This is a genomic window from Burkholderia sp. BDU5 (genome assembly GCF_001522845.1).
In the GTDB taxonomy this organism is placed as follows: Bacteria; Pseudomonadota; Gammaproteobacteria; order Burkholderiales; family Burkholderiaceae; genus Burkholderia; species Burkholderia mayonis.
Genome location: NZ_LOWC01000157.1, coordinates 105,946 through 125,457, shown reverse-complemented (window position 1 = coordinate 125,457; position 19,512 = coordinate 105,946). Strand labels below are relative to the sequence as shown.

General features: G+C 67.8%; 16 protein-coding genes. 5 read left to right on the top strand and 11 right to left on the bottom strand.

The genetic code is table 11. The annotated features are described in order from the left end of the window. Window positions 1-54 precede the first annotated feature (54 nt). The 4 genes from carB to WS69_RS24655 form a co-directional block, all read right to left on the bottom strand. On the bottom strand, window positions 55-3,321 hold the full coding sequence (gene carB, locus WS69_RS24670; protein WP_059473274.1) for a carbamoyl-phosphate synthase large subunit: 3,267 nt from the start codon (window positions 3,319-3,321) through the stop codon (window positions 55-57). Between the two features lie 54 nt (window positions 3,322-3,375). Continuing rightward, window positions 3,376-4,035 (bottom strand): leucine efflux protein LeuE, encoded by a 660-nt coding sequence (gene leuE, locus WS69_RS24665; protein ID WP_059473273.1) that lies wholly within the window; start codon window positions 4,033-4,035, stop codon window positions 3,376-3,378. 33 nt (window positions 4,036-4,068) lie between these two features. Beyond that, window positions 4,069-5,214: a glutamine-hydrolyzing carbamoyl-phosphate synthase small subunit gene (gene carA / locus WS69_RS24660; RefSeq protein ID WP_059473272.1), complete on the bottom strand. Its 1,146-nt coding sequence runs from the start codon at window positions 5,212-5,214 to the stop codon at window positions 4,069-4,071. Between the two features lie 389 nt (window positions 5,215-5,603). After that, complete coding sequence (locus tag WS69_RS24655; protein WP_059473271.1) at window positions 5,604-6,638, bottom strand: AraC family transcriptional regulator; 1,035 nt, start codon at window positions 6,636-6,638, stop codon at window positions 5,604-5,606. Window positions 6,639-7,031: 393 nt separating this feature from the next. Here WS69_RS24655 and WS69_RS24650 point away from each other — a divergent pair, with 393 nt between their 5' ends. Continuing rightward, window positions 7,032-8,132 carry a DUF6670 family protein gene (locus WS69_RS24650; RefSeq protein ID WP_059473270.1) on the top strand — a complete coding sequence of 367 codons (1,101 nt, stop codon included), beginning with the start codon at window positions 7,032-7,034 and terminating at the stop codon, window positions 8,130-8,132. 130 nt (window positions 8,133-8,262) lie between these two features. Here WS69_RS24650 and WS69_RS24645 read toward each other — a convergent pair whose 3' ends face one another. From WS69_RS24645 to gloB, 3 genes are all read right to left on the bottom strand, one after another. Beyond that, on the bottom strand, window positions 8,263-9,501 hold the full coding sequence (locus WS69_RS24645; protein ID WP_059473269.1) for an MFS transporter: 1,239 nt from the start codon (window positions 9,499-9,501) through the stop codon (window positions 8,263-8,265). Window positions 9,502-9,638: 137 nt separating this feature from the next. Then, window positions 9,639-11,228: a transglycosylase SLT domain-containing protein gene (locus WS69_RS24640; RefSeq protein ID WP_059473342.1), complete on the bottom strand. Its 1,590-nt coding sequence runs from the start codon at window positions 11,226-11,228 to the stop codon at window positions 9,639-9,641. Between the two features lie 151 nt (window positions 11,229-11,379). Beyond that, entirely contained in the window at window positions 11,380-12,201 is an 822-nt protein-coding gene (gene gloB / locus WS69_RS24635; protein WP_059473268.1) for a hydroxyacylglutathione hydrolase, read from the bottom strand. Between the two features lie 20 nt (window positions 12,202-12,221). On the opposite strand from gloB, the gene WS69_RS24630 reads away from it, so the two are divergent. Genes WS69_RS24630 through dnaQ form a run of 3 tightly spaced genes read left to right on the top strand, consistent with a single transcriptional unit; the run spans window position 12,222 to window position 14,256 of the window. Next, window positions 12,222-13,034, top strand: coding sequence for a class I SAM-dependent methyltransferase (locus WS69_RS24630; RefSeq protein ID WP_059473267.1), 813 nt, complete (start codon window positions 12,222-12,224; stop codon window positions 13,032-13,034). Next, window positions 13,031-13,477, top strand: a complete 447-nt coding sequence (rnhA, locus tag WS69_RS24625; protein ID WP_010102811.1) for a ribonuclease HI — start codon at window positions 13,031-13,033, stop codon at window positions 13,475-13,477. The genes WS69_RS24630 and rnhA overlap by 4 nt, the downstream gene beginning before the upstream one ends. A 56-nt stretch (window positions 13,478-13,533) precedes the next feature. Beyond that, window positions 13,534-14,256, top strand: a complete 723-nt coding sequence (gene dnaQ / locus WS69_RS24620) for a DNA polymerase III subunit epsilon (protein WP_059473266.1) — start codon at window positions 13,534-13,536, stop codon at window positions 14,254-14,256. Window positions 14,257-14,382: 126 nt separating this feature from the next. On the opposite strand, the gene WS69_RS24615 is transcribed toward dnaQ, so the two are convergent. After that, window positions 14,383-14,715, bottom strand: coding sequence for a YnfA family protein (locus tag WS69_RS24615; RefSeq protein ID WP_010121404.1), 333 nt, complete (start codon window positions 14,713-14,715; stop codon window positions 14,383-14,385). A gap of 531 nt (window positions 14,716-15,246) precedes the next feature. Here WS69_RS24615 and proP point away from each other — a divergent pair. Beyond that, window positions 15,247-16,728 carry a glycine betaine/L-proline transporter ProP gene (gene proP, locus WS69_RS24610; RefSeq protein ID WP_059473265.1) on the top strand — a complete coding sequence of 494 codons (1,482 nt, stop codon included), beginning with the start codon at window positions 15,247-15,249 and terminating at the stop codon, window positions 16,726-16,728. A 236-nt stretch (window positions 16,729-16,964) separates the two neighbouring features. On the opposite strand, the gene WS69_RS24605 is transcribed toward proP, so the two are convergent. The 3 genes from WS69_RS24605 to WS69_RS24595 all read right to left on the bottom strand — a co-directional run bounded on the left by WS69_RS24605 (window position 16,965) and on the right by WS69_RS24595 (window position 19,442). Next, entirely contained in the window at window positions 16,965-17,594 is a 630-nt protein-coding gene (locus WS69_RS24605) for a glutathione S-transferase family protein (protein WP_059473264.1), read from the bottom strand. 143 nt (window positions 17,595-17,737) lie between these two features. Next, window positions 17,738-18,619: an alpha/beta hydrolase family protein gene (locus WS69_RS24600; RefSeq protein WP_059473341.1), complete on the bottom strand. Its 882-nt coding sequence runs from the start codon at window positions 18,617-18,619 to the stop codon at window positions 17,738-17,740. Between the two features lie 274 nt (window positions 18,620-18,893). Continuing rightward, complete coding sequence (locus WS69_RS24595; RefSeq protein WP_059473263.1) at window positions 18,894-19,442, bottom strand: phospholipase D-like domain-containing protein; 549 nt, start codon at window positions 19,440-19,442, stop codon at window positions 18,894-18,896. Window positions 19,443-19,512 lie beyond the last annotated feature (70 nt).

Genomic DNA, 19,512 nt, shown 5'->3' with positions numbered 1-19,512 from the left:
ATCGGAAACGCCGCTTAATCGCGGCACGTGTTGCTTCGGCAGGTAACTGGAGGCTTAGTTTAGGCGACCATGCAGACCTTGTAAATCATAGACTTCCAAGTTCTTGAGATAGCGAAGCCCCTCCACCGCCGCGCGCGCGCCGGACATCGTCGTGTAGTACGTGACCTTGTGCGCCTGCGCGCTCATCCGGATCGAACGCGAATCGGCGATGGCCGCGCGCGTCTCGTCGACGGTCGTGAACACGAGCGCGATCTCGCCGTTCTTGATCATGTCGACGATGTGCGGGCGACCGTCCTTCACCTTGTTCACGACCTTCACCGGCACGCCCGCAGCCTCGATCGCAGCGGCGGTGCCGCGCGTCGCGACGAGCGGATAGCCGAGATCGTGCAGCATCCGCGCGACTTCGACCGCCTTCGGCTTGTCTGCGTCCATCACCGTGAGGAGCACCGTGCCCGACTCCGGCAAGCGCGAGCCCGCCGCGAGCTGCGACTTGAAGAGCGCTTCGCCGAACGTCGTGCCGACGCCCATCACCTCGCCCGTCGAGCGCATCTCCGGTCCGAGCACCGGGTCGACGGTCGGGAACTTGATGAACGGAAACACCGCTTCCTTCACGCTGAAGTACGGCGGCTCGACTTCCTTCGTCACGCCCTGCTCCGCGAGCGTCTGGCCGACCATCGCGCGCGCGGCGATCTTCGCGAGCGGCAGGCTCGTCGCCTTCGACACGTACGGCACCGTGCGCGATGCGCGCGGGTTCACTTCGAGCACGTAGATGATGTCCTCTTTCGAGCCGTCCGCCGAATTTGCGTCGGCGGGCACCTGCTGAATCGCGAACTGCACGTTCATCAGGCCGACGACGTTCAGCGCCTTCGCCATCGCGCCAGTCTGGCGCTTCAGCTCGGCGACCGTTTCCTTCGACAGCGAATACGGCGGCAGCGAGCATGCCGAATCGCCCGAGTGGACGCCCGCCTGCTCGATGTGCTCCATCACGCCGCCGATGAACACGGCATCGCCGTCGCAGATGCAGTCGACGTCGCATTCGATCGCGTCGTTCAGGAAGCGGTCGAGCAGCACCGGCGAATCGTTCGACACCTTCACCGCCTCGCGCATGTAGCGCTCGAGATCGCGCGGCTCATGGACGATTTCCATCGCTCGTCCGCCCAGCACGTACGACGGGCGCACGACGAGCGGATAGCCGATTTCGTCGGCGAGCGCGAGCGCTTCGTCCTCGGCGCGCGCGGTGCGGTTCGGCGGCTGGCGCAGGCCGAGGTCCTGCAAGAGCTTCTGGAAGCGTTCGCGGTCTTCGGCCGCGTCGATCATGTCGGGCGACGTGCCGATGATCGGCACGCCGTGCGCTTCGAGATCGAGCGCGAGCTTGAGCGGCGTCTGGCCGCCGTACTGGACGATCACGCCGACGGGCTTTTCCTTGTCGACGATCTCGAGCACGTCTTCGAGCGTCAGCGGTTCGAAGTACAGACGATCGGACGTGTCGTAGTCGGTCGACACCGTTTCCGGGTTGCAGTTGACCATGATCGTCTCATAGCCGTCCTCGCGCATCGCGAGCGCCGCGTGCACGCAGCAGTAGTCGAACTCGATGCCCTGGCCGATCCGGTTCGGGCCGCCGCCCAGCACCATGATCTTCTTGTTCGCCGTCGGCTGTGCCTCGCACTCTTCCTCGTAGGTCGAGTACATGTAGGCCGTCTTCGTCGCGAACTCGGCCGCGCAAGTATCGACGCGCTTGTAGACCGGGCGCACGTTCAGCTCGAGACGGCGCGCGCGCACGTCGCCGGACGTCGCGCCGAGCAGTTTCGCGAGGCGGCGGTCGGAGAAGCCGCTCTGCTTCAGATAATGCAGCTCGTCCTTCGTCAGGCTCGCAAGCGTGCGGCCGGAGAGCGCCTTCTCCTTCAGCACGATCTGCTCGATCTGCTCGAGGAACCACGGATCAATCGCCGTCTCCTCGAAGATCTGCTCGCGCGACATGCCGACGCGGAATGCATCGCCGACGTACCAGATCCGGTCCGGACCCGGCTCGCCGATTTCGCGGATGATCTCGTCGCGGCTCGTCGTCTTCTCGTCGAGGCCGTCGACGCCGACTTCGAGGCCGCGCAGCGCCTTCTGGAACGACTCCTGGAACGTGCGGCCGATCGCCATCACTTCGCCGACCGACTTCATCTGCGTCGTCAGGCGCGAATCGGCCTCACGGAATTTCTCGAACGCGAAGCGCGGAATCTTCGTGACGACGTAGTCGATCGTCGGCTCGAACGACGCCGGCGTCTGGCCGCCCGTGATCTCGTTCTTCAGCTCGTCGAGCGTGTAGCCGATCGCGAGCTTCGCCGCGACCTTCGCGATCGGGAAGCCTGTCGCCTTCGATGCGAGCGCCGACGAACGCGACACGCGCGGGTTCATTTCGATGACGACCATCCGGCCGTCCTTCGGATTGATCGCGAACTGCACGTTCGAGCCGCCCGTGTCGACGCCGATCTCGCGCAGCACGGCAAGCGACGCGTTGCGCAGGATCTGGTATTCCTTGTCGGTGAGCGTCTGCGCCGGCGCGACCGTGATCGAGTCGCCCGTGTGCACGCCCATCGGGTCGAGGTTCTCGATCGAGCAGACGATGATGCAGTTGTCGGCGCGGTCGCGCACGACTTCCATCTCGTATTCCTTCCAGCCGAGCAGCGACTCTTCGATCAGCAGCTCGCGCGTCGGCGACAGGTCGAGACCGCGCTTGCAGATCTCTTCGAACTCTTCGCGGTTGTACGCGATGCCGCCGCCCGAGCCGCCCAGCGTGAACGACGGACGGATCACCGACGGGTAGCCGCTGCCGCCCGTGGCCGCCGCGATTTCCGCTTGCACCTTGAGCGCTTCGTCCATCGAGTGCGCGATGCCGGACTTCGCCGAGCCGAGGCCGATCTTCGTCATCGCGTCCTTGAACTTCTGGCGGTCTTCCGCTTTGTCGATCGCCGCGGGCGACGCGCCGATCAGCTCGACCCCGTACTTCTCGAGCACGCCGTGGTGATGCAGGTCGAGCGCGCAGTTGAGCGCGGTCTGGCCGCCCATCGTCGGCAGGATCGCGTCCGGGCGCTCCTTCTCGATGATGCGCTCGACGACTTCCCACGTGATCGGCTCGATGTACGTGACGTCGGCCGTGTTCGGATCGGTCATGATCGTCGCCGGATTGCTGTTGACGAGGATGACCTTGTAGCCCTCTTCACGCAACGCCTTGCATGCCTGCGCGCCCGAATAGTCGAACTCGCACGCCTGGCCGATGATGATCGGGCCGGCGCCGATGATGAGGATGCTGTTGATGTCTGTGCGTTTTGGCATGGCTCTTGGGATTCAAAAAATAATCGTTGATGCGCGATCGGCGGGCGGCGACGCTCAGCTCATCGTCGCGAGCGCGAGCTTCACGGAAAAGCCGACGAACAGGCCGCCCACGCCACCCGACGCGCTCGCCGCGAGCTTGCGGCGGCGGCGGAAATGGTCGGCGAGACGCGCACCCGTGAAGATCAGCGTGCTCAGGTACAGGAAGCTCGCGAGCTGCGCGATCGCGCCCAGCACGACGAACGACAGCGCCGGATGCGCGTAGGCCGGATCGACGAACTGGATGAAGAACGAGATGAAGAACAGGATCGCCTTCGGATTCAGGAGGCTCACGACGAGCGCCTTTCGGAACGGCCGCTCGCCGTCCACCGCGGGCGGCGCGTCGCCGCCCGCATCGGCGCGCCGGGCGAGTTTGCGCCATGCGCCGCGCAGCATGCCGACGCCGATGTACAGCAGGTACGCGGCGCCGCCGTACTTGACGACCGAGAACAGCAGCGGGTTCGCCTTCAGCAGCGACGCGACGCCCGCGGCCGACAGCACCATCAGCACGGCGTCGCCGAGGAACACGCCGCACGCGGCCCGATAGCCGGCCTTCACGCCGCGCTGCGCGGCAAGCGACAGCACGTACATCGAGTTCGGCCCGGGCAGCAGGATGATGAACACCACTCCGAACACGTAGGTCCAGAGATCCGTGATGCCGAGTGCGTGACCGAACATGATGCGAGACTCCTTGATCGAAATGCGGCGGCGTCAGGCGCTGCGCGCCTTCGCCGCATCCATCAGCGCGGTGAAGCGGTCGAACAGATAGCCGATGTCGTGCGGACCGGGCGACGCTTCCGGGTGGCCCTGGAAGCAGAACGCGGGCTTGTCGGTCAGCTCGAAGCCTTGCAGCGTGCCGTCGAACAGCGACACGTGCGTCGTGCGCGCGTTCGCGGGCAGCGAATCGGCGTCGACCGCGAAGCCGTGGTTCTGCGACGTGATCACGACGCGGCCGTTCGCGAGATCCTTCACCGGATGGTTCGCGCCGTGGTGGCCCGTCTTCATCTTGAGCGTCTTCGCGCCGACCGCGAGGCCCATGATCTGGTGGCCGAGGCAGATGCCGAAGGTCGGCACGCCGCGCTCGATGAATTCCTTCGTCGCGGCGATCGCGTAGTCGCACGGCTCCGGGTCGCCCGGGCCGTTCGACAGGAAGATGCCGTCCGGATTGAGCGCGAGCGCGTCGGCCGCGCTCGACTGCGCGGGCAGCACCGTCACGTGGCAGCCGCGCTCGGCGAGCATCCGCAGAATGTTGTACTTCACGCCGAAGTCGTACGCGACGACGCGGTAGCGGGGCGTCTCCTGCATCCCGTAGCCGCTGCCGAGGCGCCATTCGGTCTGCTTCCACTCGAACGGCTTCGTCGTCGACACGACCTTCGCGAGATCCATCCCCGCGAGGCCCGGGAACGAGCGCGCGAGCGCGATCGCCTTCGCTTCGTCGTCGGAGCCCGTCAGGATGCAGCCGTTTTGCGCGCCCTTGTCGCGCAGGATGCGGGTCAGCTTGCGGGTGTCGAGGCCCGCGATCGCGACGACGCCTTCGTCGCGCAGGTAATCGCCGAGCGAGCGCTCCATCCGGAAATTCGACGCGAGCGCGGGAAGATCGCGCACGACGAGGCCGGCGGCATGGACTTTCGTCGCTTCGACGTCTTCGGCGTTCACGCCGACGTTGCCGATGTGCGGATAGGTCAGCGTGACGATCTGGCGCGCATAGCTCGGATCCGTGAGGATTTCCTGATAGCCGGTGATCGCGGTGTTGAACACGACTTCGCCGATCGTATGGCCGGCCGCGCCGATCGAATAACCACGAAAGACCGTGCCGTCGGCGAGTGCGAGCAAAGCGGGAGAAAAAGACGGCAACACGGGGGGCTCCTTGGGGGACACCCTTGCCGCCGACCTGTCTATCCTGCCGCGCGCTTGCGGGCCGCGTGATGCATCACGGCGCGCGTGGGCGCTTGCGCGCGCGGGCTTGCGGTCGAGCGCGAAACGGCGCGCGCGGGCGCGGGTTTCGCGGCATCGCCTGCGTCAAGCGGCGTGCGGCGGACGAACGGGATGAGGGAGGTAGGCGCTAGGGTGCGAGGTTGATTAGCACAAACTTTTAAATTATAGCGTGAAATTGGCCTTATCTTCAATCGATTAGCGCATGTCGTGCGGGCTCGCGCGTGCCCGGACGCCGGCGCGGCAGGCATCGCCCACGCCTTCGCCGACCGCGGCGAACCGGCGCGCGCCGCGCACGGCCCACCCGCTCCGCGTCACGCGGACCGCCGATATTCGTTGGGCGACATCACCTTCCACCGCCTGAACGCGCGCGCGAACGCGGACGGCTCCGAATAGCCGAGCCAATAGCCGAGCCGCTCCGAGATCTCCGCGACGGTCAATGCCGTGGTCGCGAGCAGCGCTTCGGCCAGCGTTTCGCGAATCTCGTCGACGACCGTCTCGTAATCCGTCCCCTCGTCCGCGAGCCGCCGCCGCAACGTGCGCGCGCTCACGCCGAGTTCCGCCGCGAGCGCCGTCATCGTCGGGCCGCGCGCCGAATCGCCCGCGAGGTGCCGGCGCACGCGCCCGGCCCAGCCTTCGCTGCGACGGCGGCGTTCAAGCACGCGCCGGCATTCGTCTTCGCAAAGCCGCCGCGTCAGCGAGTTGCGCTGCGGCAGCTTCAGATTCAGACAGCGCGCGTCGACCGTCAACGCGTTTTCCGCCGCACCGAACTCGGGCGACGCGCCGAACAACGTTCGGAAGCGATCGGCATACGACGGCGCCTCCATCTTGAGCGCAAGGCGCTTGACCGGCAAGTTCGCCGCATCGAGATCGAACTGCAGCGTGATCAATGCGGCCACGGTGATTTCGACCAGCACGTCGCGCACGTCGCCCGGCAGGTCACGGTCGTCGATCACGAGCGTCGCGTCATCGCCGCGCGTGGTCGGCCGGATGTCGCAGAAGGTCGACGTCAACTGAAGGTAGCGCAGTCCAACCGACACGGCGTGGGCGAACGTCGCGCTGCTCAGGAGCGCGAATCCCCAGATTCCGTAAGCGGTCGCATGGTAGCGCCGGCCGACTTCAACGCCGAGCGGAAAATCCGGCCCCAGAAACCGCATCAGATTGCGGACGATGCGCAACTCCTGTGCAGCAGCCACGGTGGCCTCCGGCCGATCGAGCAGCTCTGGCGCGACGCCGCTGCCATCCAGACACTGAAGTAAATCCAATCCTTGCTCGACGCCCACGTCCACCAGCACGCGCGTCGTGTTGACGGGGCGAACGAAATCCCAGCGAGCGAGCTTGACGATCAAGGTGGCCTCAAATGTCTAGAGCACGCCCAATATGCCATTATCCGATGTAACGCTCAATGCGATCTTTCCCGCACGGTCCGGGCCTCGACAACGGCCCAGAGGGCCGCCGCGCACCGTCGTTGCTCACGCCTCCTACAGCGTCGGCGCGGCCGACGGCAGGCGGCATATCGTGACGTGACGCCCGCGCGCCCTGCACATTTTCCGACACGACAAACAGCCGTGATTCGAGCTCGCTGACGCCCGGGAGACGCAAGCTGTGCCACGGCAGCCAACCAGTTCGTTGTGCAGCCAGCGGCAGCTCGGCGACAACTGAAGTTTGAAGCAAATCGAAGACACAAGGAAAGGAGAAGACATGAGCACCGCCATCGACACGAGCGCCCCGCCGCGTCCGCGTTGCCCCCGATCGACAGCGCGCACCGTCACCGCGGCTGGCGCGGATTGCGCGGCTACGCGCTGGCCAAGGTGGCCACGCAGATTCTGCGGCCCGTCGAGCCATCCGCGCGCCACGGCCTGCCCGCGCCGACGATCTTTCCGCCGGACGGCGGTGCGCGCCGGTTCGGCCTGATGCACTACGGCATCATGATCCCGGATCTGCCTGCGCCCCACCATTTCTTGGCCAGCGCGATCATCCTCGGCAGCGCGGGCATGCGCGTGTTCGACACCGATTTCGCGGCCGCGCCGGGCGACGGCCCGCTGCAGACCGCGACGCTCGTGCACGGCACGGCGGCCGCCGTCGATCGTCACTTCACACGCTATTCGACCCCGCGCGACACGGAATGGCGCGCGGACGGCAGCCTGCTGCGCCTCGGCGAGGATATGGAGCTGAGCGGCCGCTATCCCGATTTCCGGCTGAAGAGCCGTCGTCAGGGCTTCGCGGTCGAGTTGTCGCTGACGGCCACGGGCGACGTCACATGGTTCGCGAAAGGCGTCTTCTATGAACACATCGCACTCGTCACCCGCTATCGGGGCACGATCGAGCAGGAAGGCGCCGCGACCGAGGTGTCGGGCCTCTGCACCTATGAATACGCGCGCGGCACCTCGCCGTATCTGCTCTACAACCGCTTCCTGCCGAAAGCCGCAAAGCTGCCCTGGGACGTGTTCAGCTATCAGGTGATCGATCTCGATGCCGATACACAGTTGCTGCTCGCGCACGTCCACGTCGACGGCCATCCGGCGTTGACGAGCGCGTATCTGCGCATCGTCGGCCAATGCGCGCACCGGCTCGACGCCGATGTCCATTTCCGGGTGCTGAGCACGCAGGCGCAGCCGGCCGTCGCGCCGGACGGCTCCGAGATGCGGCTGCCCGAGACATTCGCGTGGCGCGTGCGCGACCGGCAAGGCCGCAATCTGTTCGCCATCGACGCGACGGTCGACACGCCGATGCTGTTCGGCATCGGCACGGACTACGTCGGCGGCTATCGCTGGGAAGGCGAGCGTGACGGACGGCCGGCGAGCGGGCGCGGATACATCGAGTACGTCGACCAGCGCAGATGAAGCGCGCGACGCCGCCGACGCGCAGTCGCGGCCGCAGAAAGACAAGCGCGCGGCGTCTCGCACGCCTTTCGCCGCTCCGATCCGGGCCGGTACGCCACTTCGCCCGCGACGCGCGCGGCTAACGCGCGCATCAGCCCGCGTGCCGCGCCGACTTGCCGAGCGCGCGGTCGGGCAGCACGTACCAGACCGCGCTCGCGATCTGCAGCGCGACGAGCACGCCCCAAGCGGTCAGGTGCGCGCCCGCCGGGTAGTGCCCCGCGTGCGTCGGCCACCGCGACAGCACCGCGCCCACACCGACCTGGAAGCCGAAGATCAGGACGAAGATGACGAGCGTGAGCGTCGTGTTCGCGCGGCCGATCAGATGAACGGGGAAGTACTCGGCGAGCACCGCGTAGCTCAGAATGCCGACGCCGCCGAACACGCCGTACGCTGCCCACAGCACGACGGCGGGCAGCGGCGCGCGCAGCATGATCGCGAGCTGCGTCGCGACGAAGAGCGCCATTCCCACTCCACAGAACGCGTACAGCGACACGCCGCGCCGCTCGAGCCCGCGCGCCGCCGCGCCGAAGCCGACGCAGCCCGCCATCATCGCGAAGCCGAGCACCGATACGAGCGCGGCCGCGTCGCTCGGCGCGAAGCCGCTCACGTCGCGCAGGTACGCGCCGACCCATAGCGACTGCATCGCATAGAACACGCCCTGCGTGACGACCGAGAACGATGCGATCTTCCAGAACGCGCGGTCCGCGATGATCCGCCAGGTGCCGGCGAACTGCGCGGCGACGCTCACGTTTTGGCGGCCCTGCTCCGCTTCGGGCGCGAACGTCCACAAAGCGGCCGCGACCGCCACCGTGAACGCGCCGAGCCCCGCGCACACCGCACGCCAGCCGGCGAAGCCGAGCAGCCATTCGAGCGGCGAGCCGACCGCGACGCCGCCCAGGCCGCCCACCGCCATCACGAAGCCGTTCAGGAGCGGCAGCCGCGCGACCGGGAAATGCTGCGCGAGCGCCTTGAACGCGCCGCCGAGGCACACCGACACGCCGATGCCGATCAGAAGCCGCCCGGCCATCATCGTGCCGACGTCGTGCGCGGCGCCGAACACCCACGCGCCCGCCGCCGCGACGAGCAACAGCGCAGCGCTCACGCGGCGCGGACCGTAGCGGTCGAGCAGCACGCCCGCCGGAATCTGCGCGCACGCGAAGCCGAGGAAATAGAGACTCGTCAGCAGGCCGAGGTCGGCGGCGGACAGGCCGAGGTCGCGCGTGATGAGCGGCGCGAAGCCGAGATTCACGCCACGAAAGACATACGAAACGAAGTAGCCGATCGCGAACAGCGCGAACACGCGAAATTGCACAAGGGACATCTTGATCACCGATGAAGCGCCCGGCCGGCGAATCCGCGGCAAAGCACACAAACGAAAACGCCGTCACCCAAGTGACGGCGTCCGGCGATGATAGTCGATTGCGCGGCGGGGATCGGAAAGTCCCCGCGGCACGCACGCCTTTCGTCTTACTTTTTCTTTGCCTTGTGGCTCGCGGACTTCGCGGGTGCGGCCTTCGCGCTGCGCTTCGTCGCGGCCTTCGCGGGCGCCTTCGCGGCGACGGGCGCCGCCTTGCGGCCGCGGCTCGCCTTGCCGCCCGTATGCAGGCTCGCGCGCTCGATGCGGCCGCCTGAAACCGACGTCGCGATCCGCTCCGGACCCGGCTCGGCCGGCACCGCGCGGCCGACCGGCACGTGCAGCACCATCGTTTGGCCCGGCATCACGACAGCGCGGCGCGTGCGGTTCCACCCGCGAAGCTGCGCGACCGACACGCCGTAGCGGCTCGCGAGCGCTTCCATCGACTGCTTGCGGCGCACGCGAATCAGCATCTTGCGCGTATCCGGCACGTCCGGCTCCATCGCGAGCGCGCCGTTCTCGGCGACGTCGGCGCTGATGTCCTCGTCGTCGTCGTCGGTGCGCGGCACGACGATCGTCGAACCGGGCTTCAGGCGCATGCCGGCCGGAATCTTGTTCACCTGCATCAGCGTGTCCGCGTCGACGCCGATCTTCTCCGCGATCGCGGCAGGCCGCGAGCGTTCAGTCACGGTGTACGCCGTCCACGACGACAGCTGGCCGTCGTACGACTTCAGGCCCTTCTCGAACGCCGTCGCGTTGTCGAACGGCAGCAGGATCTGCGGCTGCGTCGCGCCGAGGATCACGGGCTTCGAGAACGACGGATTGAGCGACTTGAATTCGTCGAGCGGCAGGTTCGCGAGCTTCGCGGCGACCGTCACGTCGATGTCGCGCGACGTCGTCACCGTCACGAAATACGGGTGGTTCGGGATATCCGGCAGCGTGAGGCCGTACTGCTGCGGATTCGCGATGATGTTCTTCACGGCCTGCAGCTTCGGCACGTAGTTGCGCGTCTCGTTCGGCATCCGCAGGCTCTGGTAGTCGGTCGGCAGGCCGGCCGCCTGGTTGCGCGCGATCGCGCGCTGCACGTTGCCCTCGCCCCAGTTGTACGCGGCGAGCGCGAGATACCAGTCGCCGAACATGTCGTGCAGGCGCGAAAGATAGTCGAGCGCCGCGCTCGTCGATGCGAGCACGTCGCGCCGCTCGTCCTGCCACATGTTCCGCTTCAGGTTGTACGTGCGGCCCGTGCCCGGCATGAACTGCCACATGCCGGCCGCCTTCGCGACCGACAGCGCCTGCGGGTTGTACGCGGACTCGATGAACGGCAGCAGCGCGAGCTCGGTCGGCATGTGGCGCGCCTCGAGCTCCTCGACGATGTGGTACAGGTACTTCTGCGAGCGCTCGGTCATCCGCTGCACGTAGTCGGGGCGCTGCGTATACCACGTGGTCTGCATGTCGACGAGGTCGCTCTGCAGATCGGGCACCTGGAAGCCGCGGCGGATGCGCGCCCAGAGATCGCTGTCGTTGGTGGTCAGGTCGCCGACCGATTGCTTGTCGACGTCGACGGTTTCTTTCGCGGTGGCGGACTTGCGCAGGAAGGTCGAAGCGGCTTGCGGGTCGGAGGCCGCGGGATTTTGGGCAGTCGGTCCCGCGCCCGCGCACGCGGCGAGCGTCAGGACCAATAGCGCACTGAGGAGGAATCGCATGAAAATCTCGGCTTCCAACGGCTGGAAATTGCAGGCGATAGTACGAAAGTGCGTGGTTCGCGTCAATAAAAACACCGAAAAACCTGCTAAATCGGGTATTTGGGGCCGATTCTCCAGATTCTGGTTGAGCTTGACCCGACAACCCTACGGGTTAACGAAAACGATTTTTCCACTCGCGCATCAGCGTGAACGCGGCGAGCCGGTCGGGCGCCGCCTCGTGCAGTTGCGTTTCGAGCGTCGCGCGGATCGACGGGCTGTCCGCGCGCAGGAACGGGTTCACCGCTCGCTCGTGCGCGATCGTCGTCGGCAGCGTCGGCTCGTTGCGCGCGCGACGCGCGCTCGCTTCGTCGCGCCATGCGGCGAGCGCCGCGTTGCCCGGCTCGCAAGCGAGCGCAAACTGGATGTTCGACAGCGTGTACTCGTGCGCGCAGTGCACGCGCGTGTCGCCCGGCAGCGCCGCGAGCGCGTCGAGCGACGCGAGCATTTGCGCGGGCGTGCCTTCGAAGAGGCGGCCGCAGCCGCACGAGAACAGCGTGTCGCCGCAAAAGAGATGCGGCGCGGCATGCGCCGGCCCCGCCGGGCCTGCGCCGGCCGCCTGGAAATACGCAATGTGGCCGCGCGTATGGCCGGGCACGTCGATCACGTCGAATTCGAGCGCGGGCGATCCGATGCGCACGCGCTCGCCGCCCGAGAGGCGGCGCGTCACGTGCTCGATCGCCTCGTGTGCTGGGCCGAACACCGCGAAGGAATCGCTGCCGCGCGAGGTCGCGAGCAGCTCGGCCACTCCACCGACATGGTCGCCATGATGGTGCGTGAGTAAAATAGCGGTCAGCCGCCAACCTCGCGCGTCGAGATAGCGGCGCACCGGGGCGGCCTCGCCCGGATCGACGGCAACCGCATCGCTGCCGTCCGACACGAGCCAGATGTAGTTGTCGTCGAATGCCGGCACCGGCACGTATTCCAGCTCGTTCATGGGCGCGCAACCACCGAGATATGTCTGACCGTTCGATTATAGACTGGCCCGCCTGGACCGACTCCCCGCCCGGGCGCTACGTGCTCGACTGGGAGCAGACGCAGCTCGACCGCACCGTGTCCGACGTGTTCGGCTTCCACGCGCTGCAGCTCGGGCTGCCGCAGCTCGATACGCTGCGCGAGAACCGCATGCCGTGCCGCGGCCTCGTGCTCGATCCGGCGAGCGGCGCGAGCGCGCCCTATCACTATCCGTGGGCGCGCGAGGCGCACAGCGCCGAGCATGCGCCCGCCGGACGCAGCACCGTCTGGTGCGACCTGCTCGATCTGCCGTTCGAGTCGCAGAGCGTCGACCTGATCGTGATGCCGCACACGCTCGAATTCACGTCCGATCCGCACCGGCTGCTGCGCGAAGCCGAGCGCGTGCTGATGCCGGAAGGCCAGCTCGTGATCACGGGCTTCAACTCGCTGAGCCTCTGGGGCGCGCGGCAGTCGGTCGGCAAGATGGCGAACCGGCCGTTCGTGCCCGCGACGCGCGACCAGATCACGTTCATCCGGCTGAAGGACTGGATCAAGCTGCTCGGCTTCGATCTCGAGCGCGGCCGCTTCGGCTGCTACCGGCCGCCCCTCGCCACCGACAAGTGGCTGTCCCGCTACGCGTTCATGGAGGCCGCCGGCGACCGCTGGTGGCCGATCTTCGGCGCCGTCTACATGGTGACGGCGATCAAGCGCGTGCGCGGAATGCGGCTCGTCGGCCCGATCAGGATGAAAAAGCCGGTGCTCGCGCCGGGCCTCACGCCTGCGGCCACCCCGACCACCCACCAAGAACACTCATGACGTTGCAAACCATCGACATCTATACCGACGGCGCCTGCAAGGGCAATCCGGGCCCCGGCGGCTGGGGCGCATTGCTGCGCTACGGCGCGCAGGAGAAGGAACTCTTCGGCGGCGAAGCCGGCACGACCAACAACCGGATGGAGCTCACCGCCGTGATCGCCGCGCTCGAGGTGCTGAAGCGCCCGTGCAAGGTGGTCGTCCACACCGATTCGCAATACGTGCAGAAAGGCATCAGCGAGTGGATCCACGGCTGGAAGAAGAAAGGCTGGGTCACCGCCGCGAAGACGCCCGTGAAGAACGCGGACCTCTGGCAGCGGCTCGACGCGCTCGTCGCGCAGCACGACATCGAATGGCGCTGGGTGAAGGGGCACGCCGGCCACCCGGAGAACGAGCGCGCGGACGCGCTCGCGAACCGTGGCGTCGAATCGCTCGATCGGGCATGAGCCCGCTTGCGCATCCCTTTTCGCTTCACGACTGACCCGAATCCTGTTTTTCAGACATGCGCCAGATCATTCTCGATACCGAAACCACCGGCCTCAACGCACGCGCGGGCGACCGCGTCATCGAAATCGGCTGCGTCGAGCTGCTGAACCGGCGGCTCACCGGCAGCAACCTGCACTTTTACGTGAACCCCGGGCGCGACAGCGATCCGGGCGCACTCGCGGTGCATGGGCTCACGACCGAGTTCCTGAGCGACAAGCCGAAGTTCGCCGAAATCGTCGACGAGCTGCGCGATTTCGTCCGCGACGCGGAGCTCATCATCCACAACGCGCCGTTCGACCTTGGATTTCTCGACGCCGAGTTCTCGCTGCTCGGCCTGCCGGCCTTCACCGACCACTGCGCGGGCGTGATCGACACGCTCGTGCAGGCGAAGCAGATGTTCCCCGGCAAGCGCAACTCGCTCGACGCGCTGTGCGACCGCTTCGACATCAGCAACGCGCACCGCACGCTGCACGGCGCGCTGCTCGACTCCGAGCTGCTCGCCGAGGTGTATCTCGCGATGACGCGCGGGCAGGAAAGCCTCGTCATCGACATGCTCGACGAAGGCGGCGACGCGCACCGCAACGGCGACGCGCCGCGGATGGCGTTCAGCGGGCTCGACCTGCCGGTGCTCGCCGCGACCGACGACGAGCTCGCCGCGCACGAGGCGCAGCTCGACGCGCTCGACAAGTCGGTCAAGGGCGCGTGCGTGTGGCGCAAGGAAGCGGGTAGCGAGGCTTGACGAGGTCGATGCCGCCGGAGGATCGGGAGCGAGCGCACGCATGCGAATGAGCGAATGAGCGAGTTCGCCCCGCCGCACGCGACGCATCGACACCACCCGGCACGCGCCGCGGCGTCGCTCTCGGCATCACCCGCGCGGCTGCAGCGCGATCACCGACATCCCGGCGAGCGCGAGCGCCGCGCCCGCCGCGTCCCAGCGCGACAGCGGCACGCCATCGACGACCCGCAGCCACGCGAGCGCGACCGCGATATAGACGCCGCCGTACGCCGCATAGGTGCGCGCGGCGGCGGCAGGATGCAGCGTCAAGAGCCACGCGAACAGCGCGAGCGACAGCGCCGCGGGCGCGAGCAGCCAGGCGGGCTTCCCCGCCTTCAGCACGAGCCACGGCAAATAGCAGCCGACGATTTCGGCGACGGCGGTCAATACGAAAAGCGCCGCAATCTTCGCGAGTGAAAGCATGTTCGGGGCGCGCGAAACGCACGTCGAAAACGCCGCGCAATCCCGCGGCAACGAGCGCGATCATACCCGAGCCGATGCCCGGAAAAGCGGCGCTCCCGCAGCAATTTGCGCGATCCTCCGCCATCGTGCTATCATGTCGCTTCTTTAAACAGCTTACGTCTGTCATTTATTTCGGTCACGAGATCGTTCGGCATTGCGCCGCAACGGGTCGCCCGAAATTTCGCTCACAAGAAAGCGCGCCTTCAGGCAGCTTTTTTCGTTTCAACGCCCTTGAAGGGCATCCAGCCGGCCGCGAACGCCACGCGATGCGCCGGTTCGTCGACCGCCCCGGTGCGGCGGCCTTTTCTCATGAGTGCGAGTGCGCGACGACCATCGGGTCCGCGCCGGATCGGCTTCCTTTTGGATTAAGCGTTTCATGCGCCCTTTCACGCTCGCGACCCTCGCTCGATCGCGAACCGCACTCTCCGGCAACCCGTGGCGAACCGCGCGTCCCCTCGCGCGATTCGGCCGCCGTCACAGGAGTTTTCGACCTTGACTGCAACACCCGCCCCTTCTACTTCGTCAATCGCGACCGCCGACGGCGCGTCTGCCGCCGCCCCGCACGACATCACCGTCGTCGACCAGGGCCTTCTGAAGCGCGCCGTCGGTGCGATGGCCCTCGGCAACGCAATGGAATGGTTCGACTTCGGCGTCTACAGCTACATCGCCGTCACGCTCGGCCAAGTGTTCTTCCCGTCGAGCAACCCGTCCGCGCAACTGCTCGCGACGTTCGGCACGTTCGCCGCCGCGTTCCTCGTGCGCCCCCTCGGTGGGATCGTGTTCGGCCCGCTCGGCGACCGCATCGGCCGCCAGCGCGTGCTCGCGATGACGATGATCATGATGGCGGCCGGCACGTTCGCGATCGGCCTCATCCCGAGCTACGGCTCGATCGGCATCCTGGCGCCCGTGCTGCTCCTCGTCGCGCGCCTCGTGCAGGGCTTCTCGACGGGCGGCGAATACGGCGGCGCGGCGACCTTCATCGCCGAGTTCTCGACGGACAAGCGCCGCGGCTTCATGGGCAGCTTCCTCGAGTTCGGCACGCTGATCGGCTATGTGATGGGCGCGGGCGTCGTCGCGCTGCTGACGGCGTCGCTGTCGCACGAGGCGCTCTTGTCGTGGGGCTGGCGCGTGCCGTTCCTCATCGCCGGCCCGCTCGGCCTGATCGGCCTCTACATCCGGATGAAGCTCGAAGAAACGCCCGCATTCAAGCGTCAGGCCGAAGCGCGCGAAGCACAGGACAAGGCGGTGCCGAAGACGCATTTCCGCCGGCAGCTCATGCGTCACTGGCGCGCGCTGCTGTTGTGCATCGGTCTCGTGCTGATCTTCAACGTCGCCGACTACATGGCGCTGTCGTACCTGCCGAGCTACCTGTCGTCGACGCTGCACTTCGACGAGGCGCACGGCCTCATGCTGATCCTGATCGTGATGGTGCTGATGATGCCGATGACGCTCGCGACGGGCCGCCTGTCGGACGCGGTCGGCCGCAAGCCGGTTATGCTCGCCGGCTGCATCGGGCTCTTCACGCTCGCGATCCCCGCGCTGCTCCTCATCCGCACGGGCGAAACGTCGCTCGTGTTCGGCGGCCTATTGATCCTCGGCGCGCTGCTGTCGTGCTTCACGGGCGTGATGCCGTCGGCGCTGCCCGCTCTCTTCCCGACCGAGATCCGCTACGGCGCGCTCGCGATCGGCTTCAACGTGTCGGTGTCGCTGTTCGGCGGCACGACGCCGCTCGCGGCCGCCTGGCTCGTCGACGCGACGGGCAACCTGATGATGCCCGCGTACTACCTGATGGGCGCTGCCGTGATCGGCGCGATCTCGGTGCTCGCGCTGCCGGAGAGCGCGCGCCAGCCGCTGAAGGGCTCGCCGCCTGCCGTCGCGTCGCATCGCGAGGCGCACGCGCTCGAGATCAAGCGCCGCGAGGCGGACGAGCGCGACGACAGCGGCTACGCGCCCGCTGCCGCGCTGCGTGCATGAAGTCGAATACGCGAGAGCTTAGACACGCCATTCGATGATGGACCGCGGAGGCGGTTTCGCGACGCTCGATCGGCGTGGCGAGGCCGCCTCCGCGTTTTCGCGCTCGGCAATGGTCGGTCGGAACAGAGGTTCGCGGCGCTTCGTGCGGCGCCCGGCGCCGAATATCGAGCGTCGAGCAGCGGGCGGGGCGGATCATGCCCGCGCGCTGCCGCGGCGCCCTGCCCGCGCCGCTCGATTCAATCGAGCGGCGTGCTCTCGAACTCCGGCAGCGCCTCAGCACGCGCGGACAGCGCGGCGAGCGCCGGATAGCGCGCCGGCTCGATGTGCGCGAGATCCGGGTAGTCGTCCTTCATGAATTGCGTGAAGCGCCACGCCACGGCGACCGTGACGTCCGCCTGCGTGATCCGCTCGCCAACGAGCCAGCCGCTCGCGCCCGCGATGCGCGCCTCGAGCGCGCCGTACGCGCCGTCGAGCTGGCCGAGCACGCGGTCGAGCCACGGCTGGTGCTGCTTGTCGCCCGGCCGCAGCCCATGCTCGTAGACGACCTGCACCGTCTTTTCCGCCGCCGCGAGCGCGAGGCCCGTCAGCTCGAGCGCGCGCACGCGCGCGGCCGGATCTTCCGGCATCAGCCGCCGCCCGGGCGCGACAAGCCGATCGAGGTAATCGACGATCAGCGACGAATCGACGAGCATCGTGCCGTCGTCGATGAAGAACGTCGGCGCCTTCACGACCGGATTGAGCGACTTGAACGCGTCGAACTGGCGAAACACCGACAACGAGCTGTGCTCGAACGGTAGACCGAGCAGCTTCGCCGAAATGGCGACGCGCCGCACGAACGGGGAATCCAACATGCCAATCAGCTTCATCGGGAATGCTCCGCTTGACGGGGGGCTGTCGACTGTAGCGCGTCGCGCGCGCTTCGCCTAGCGGGAGCCGAAAAATGCGGGAACCGCGGACACACGCGGCGCGCCGTCGGTGCAACCCGACGTGACGCGAACGCCCGCGCCGCTCATTGTTCGCGCAGCCACGCCGCGCCGAGCGGCCACAATGCGCGGTTGTCGTCGCGGAAATAGCCGAAATGGCCGATCGCGTGCCGACTGCGATCCGGCGAGATCTCGCGGTGCTCGATCTGCGCGCTCGAATAGAAACGGTGCAGCGCCTGCACCGCGGCGGGGGGCGCCATCCAGTCGTCGCTGACCGTGTACGCGAGAATCCGGCCTCGGTAGCCGCGGAAATGCTCGCGCAGCGGGCGGCCCGCGCCGTCGACCAGATAGTCCGGATGGCGGCACCAGCGCGCCCATTCGCGCATCACGCCGGACGGCAGATCGGCGCCGCCGCCCAATCCGAGACGACGCGTCGGCAGATGCGACAGCACGCCGCCCAGCGCCGGCACGACGCCGAACCGCAGCGGCGCGAGCATCAGCCGGCGCGGCCATGGCCAGAGCCGCCAGTAGCCGCTCGGACAGCAGATCGACAGCAGCGCCGCCGCGCGGCCGTTGTTGTGCGCAAGGCCGAACATCTGTCCGCCGACGCTGTGGCCGATTGCGAGCAGCCGCTGCGACGGCGCGCGCGCCGCGAGATGGTCGAGCGCGCCTGGCAGATCGGCTTCGCCCCAGTCGCGCAGCGTCGCCATGTCGGCTTCGGACGGCGCCTTGCGCGAATCGCCGACGCCGCGGTAGTCGTAGGTCAGCACGGTGAAGCCGTCGCCCGCCAGGAAACGCGCGTAGCGCTCGTAGAAGCCGCGCGGCACGCCGAGCGCGCCGTTCACGAGCACGCCGCGGCCGTTGCTCGCCGCAGGCGTGCCCGGCGCATGGAAAGTCCCCGTCAGCAGTCGGCCGTCCAGCGCGGCAAACCGTGTCGTCTCGGCCGTGATCGGCGGTCGTTCGTGCATCGACATCCTCGCTATCGAGCGGCTATTGTGCAAGCGAACGCGATCGCCCGCCAGCCGCCCCCCCCCCGCATCGGCGATGACGCAGCGGCGAAAATCGGAACCGGTTGCGGCGGTCTTGCCGGCCTCGTCGGTCTGACCGCGCTCGGCGGGGTCGGCGGGGTCGGCGGGGTCGGCGGGGTCGGCGGGGTCGGCGGGGTCGGCGGGGTCGGCGGGGTCACGCCGAGCAGAGCCGACAGGTCGCCCGCGCTCCGCGCGAGCGTGCGGAGGACGCCGCTCAATACCGTCGCGACAGGCCGTAAAGCCGCCAGAATTCCGCCGCATACGACTGCGCGAGCTGCGGCGCGCGATAGAAGACGTTGAAATTGCCCGCCGCGCGCTCGTCGCTCGCCTGCACGAAGCTCGCTGTGCCGAGCACGATCGCGTCGTCGACGACGACGAACGGATCATGCGCATTCGGCACGCGATCGCTGAGCGCGACGTCGACGCCCGCGTTCGCGAGAAACCCCGCTCCGCCGTACTTCGTCGCGCGTCCCGTCCGGTCGAGCACGACCCGCACGTCGACGCCGCGTCCGCGCGCCACGCGCAGCGCCGCCGCGACGGCAGCCGGCACCGACGCGCCGCCCGCGACCAGCACGCGCGTATGGGCGCGGTGGATCAGCTCGACTTCGATGTCGATCGAGCCGGCGTCTGCATCGAAGTATGCGTCGCGCGCGGGATCGCGCGATGGAATCTGTGCGGCGCGCGCGAATTCGGACACCGAAGCCGCGCAAAGAAGTGCGCAAACCGAGGAAAAGACGGAAGCGAAACGAACGCGGGATGTCATGGGGCGGCAATTGTAGCCACGTCCAATACCGTTGCAAGCCGTTTCGTCGACGAGGCGCGCGCGACGCGTC

What these genes read in the sequence shown, in the direction of transcription:
- carB (WP_059473274.1), bottom strand. Translation starts at nt 3,321, where the DNA reads ATGCCAAAACGCACAGACATCAACAGCATCCTCATCATCGGCGCCGGC.
- leuE (WP_059473273.1), bottom strand. Translation starts at nt 4,035, where the DNA reads ATGTTCGGTCACGCACTCGGCATCACGGATCTCTGGACCTACGTGTTC.
- WS69_RS24640 (WP_059473342.1), bottom strand. Translation starts at nt 11,228, where the DNA reads ATGCGATTCCTCCTCAGTGCGCTATTGGTCCTGACGCTCGCCGCGTGC.
- gloB (WP_059473268.1), bottom strand. Translation starts at nt 12,201, where the DNA reads ATGAACGAGCTGGAATACGTGCCGGTGCCGGCATTCGACGACAACTAC.
- WS69_RS24630 (WP_059473267.1), top strand. Translation starts at nt 12,222, where the DNA reads ATGTCTGACCGTTCGATTATAGACTGGCCCGCCTGGACCGACTCCCCG.
- rnhA (WP_010102811.1), top strand. Translation starts at nt 13,031, where the DNA reads ATGACGTTGCAAACCATCGACATCTATACCGACGGCGCCTGCAAGGGC.
- dnaQ (WP_059473266.1), top strand. Translation starts at nt 13,534, where the DNA reads ATGCGCCAGATCATTCTCGATACCGAAACCACCGGCCTCAACGCACGC.
- WS69_RS24615 (WP_010121404.1), bottom strand. Translation starts at nt 14,715, where the DNA reads ATGCTTTCACTCGCGAAGATTGCGGCGCTTTTCGTATTGACCGCCGTC.
- WS69_RS24605 (WP_059473264.1), bottom strand. Translation starts at nt 17,594, where the DNA reads ATGAAGCTGATTGGCATGTTGGATTCCCCGTTCGTGCGGCGCGTCGCC.
- WS69_RS24600 (WP_059473341.1), bottom strand. Translation starts at nt 18,619, where the DNA reads ATGCACGAACGACCGCCGATCACGGCCGAGACGACACGGTTTGCCGCG.
- WS69_RS24595 (WP_059473263.1), bottom strand. Translation starts at nt 19,442, where the DNA reads ATGACATCCCGCGTTCGTTTCGCTTCCGTCTTTTCCTCGGTTTGCGCA.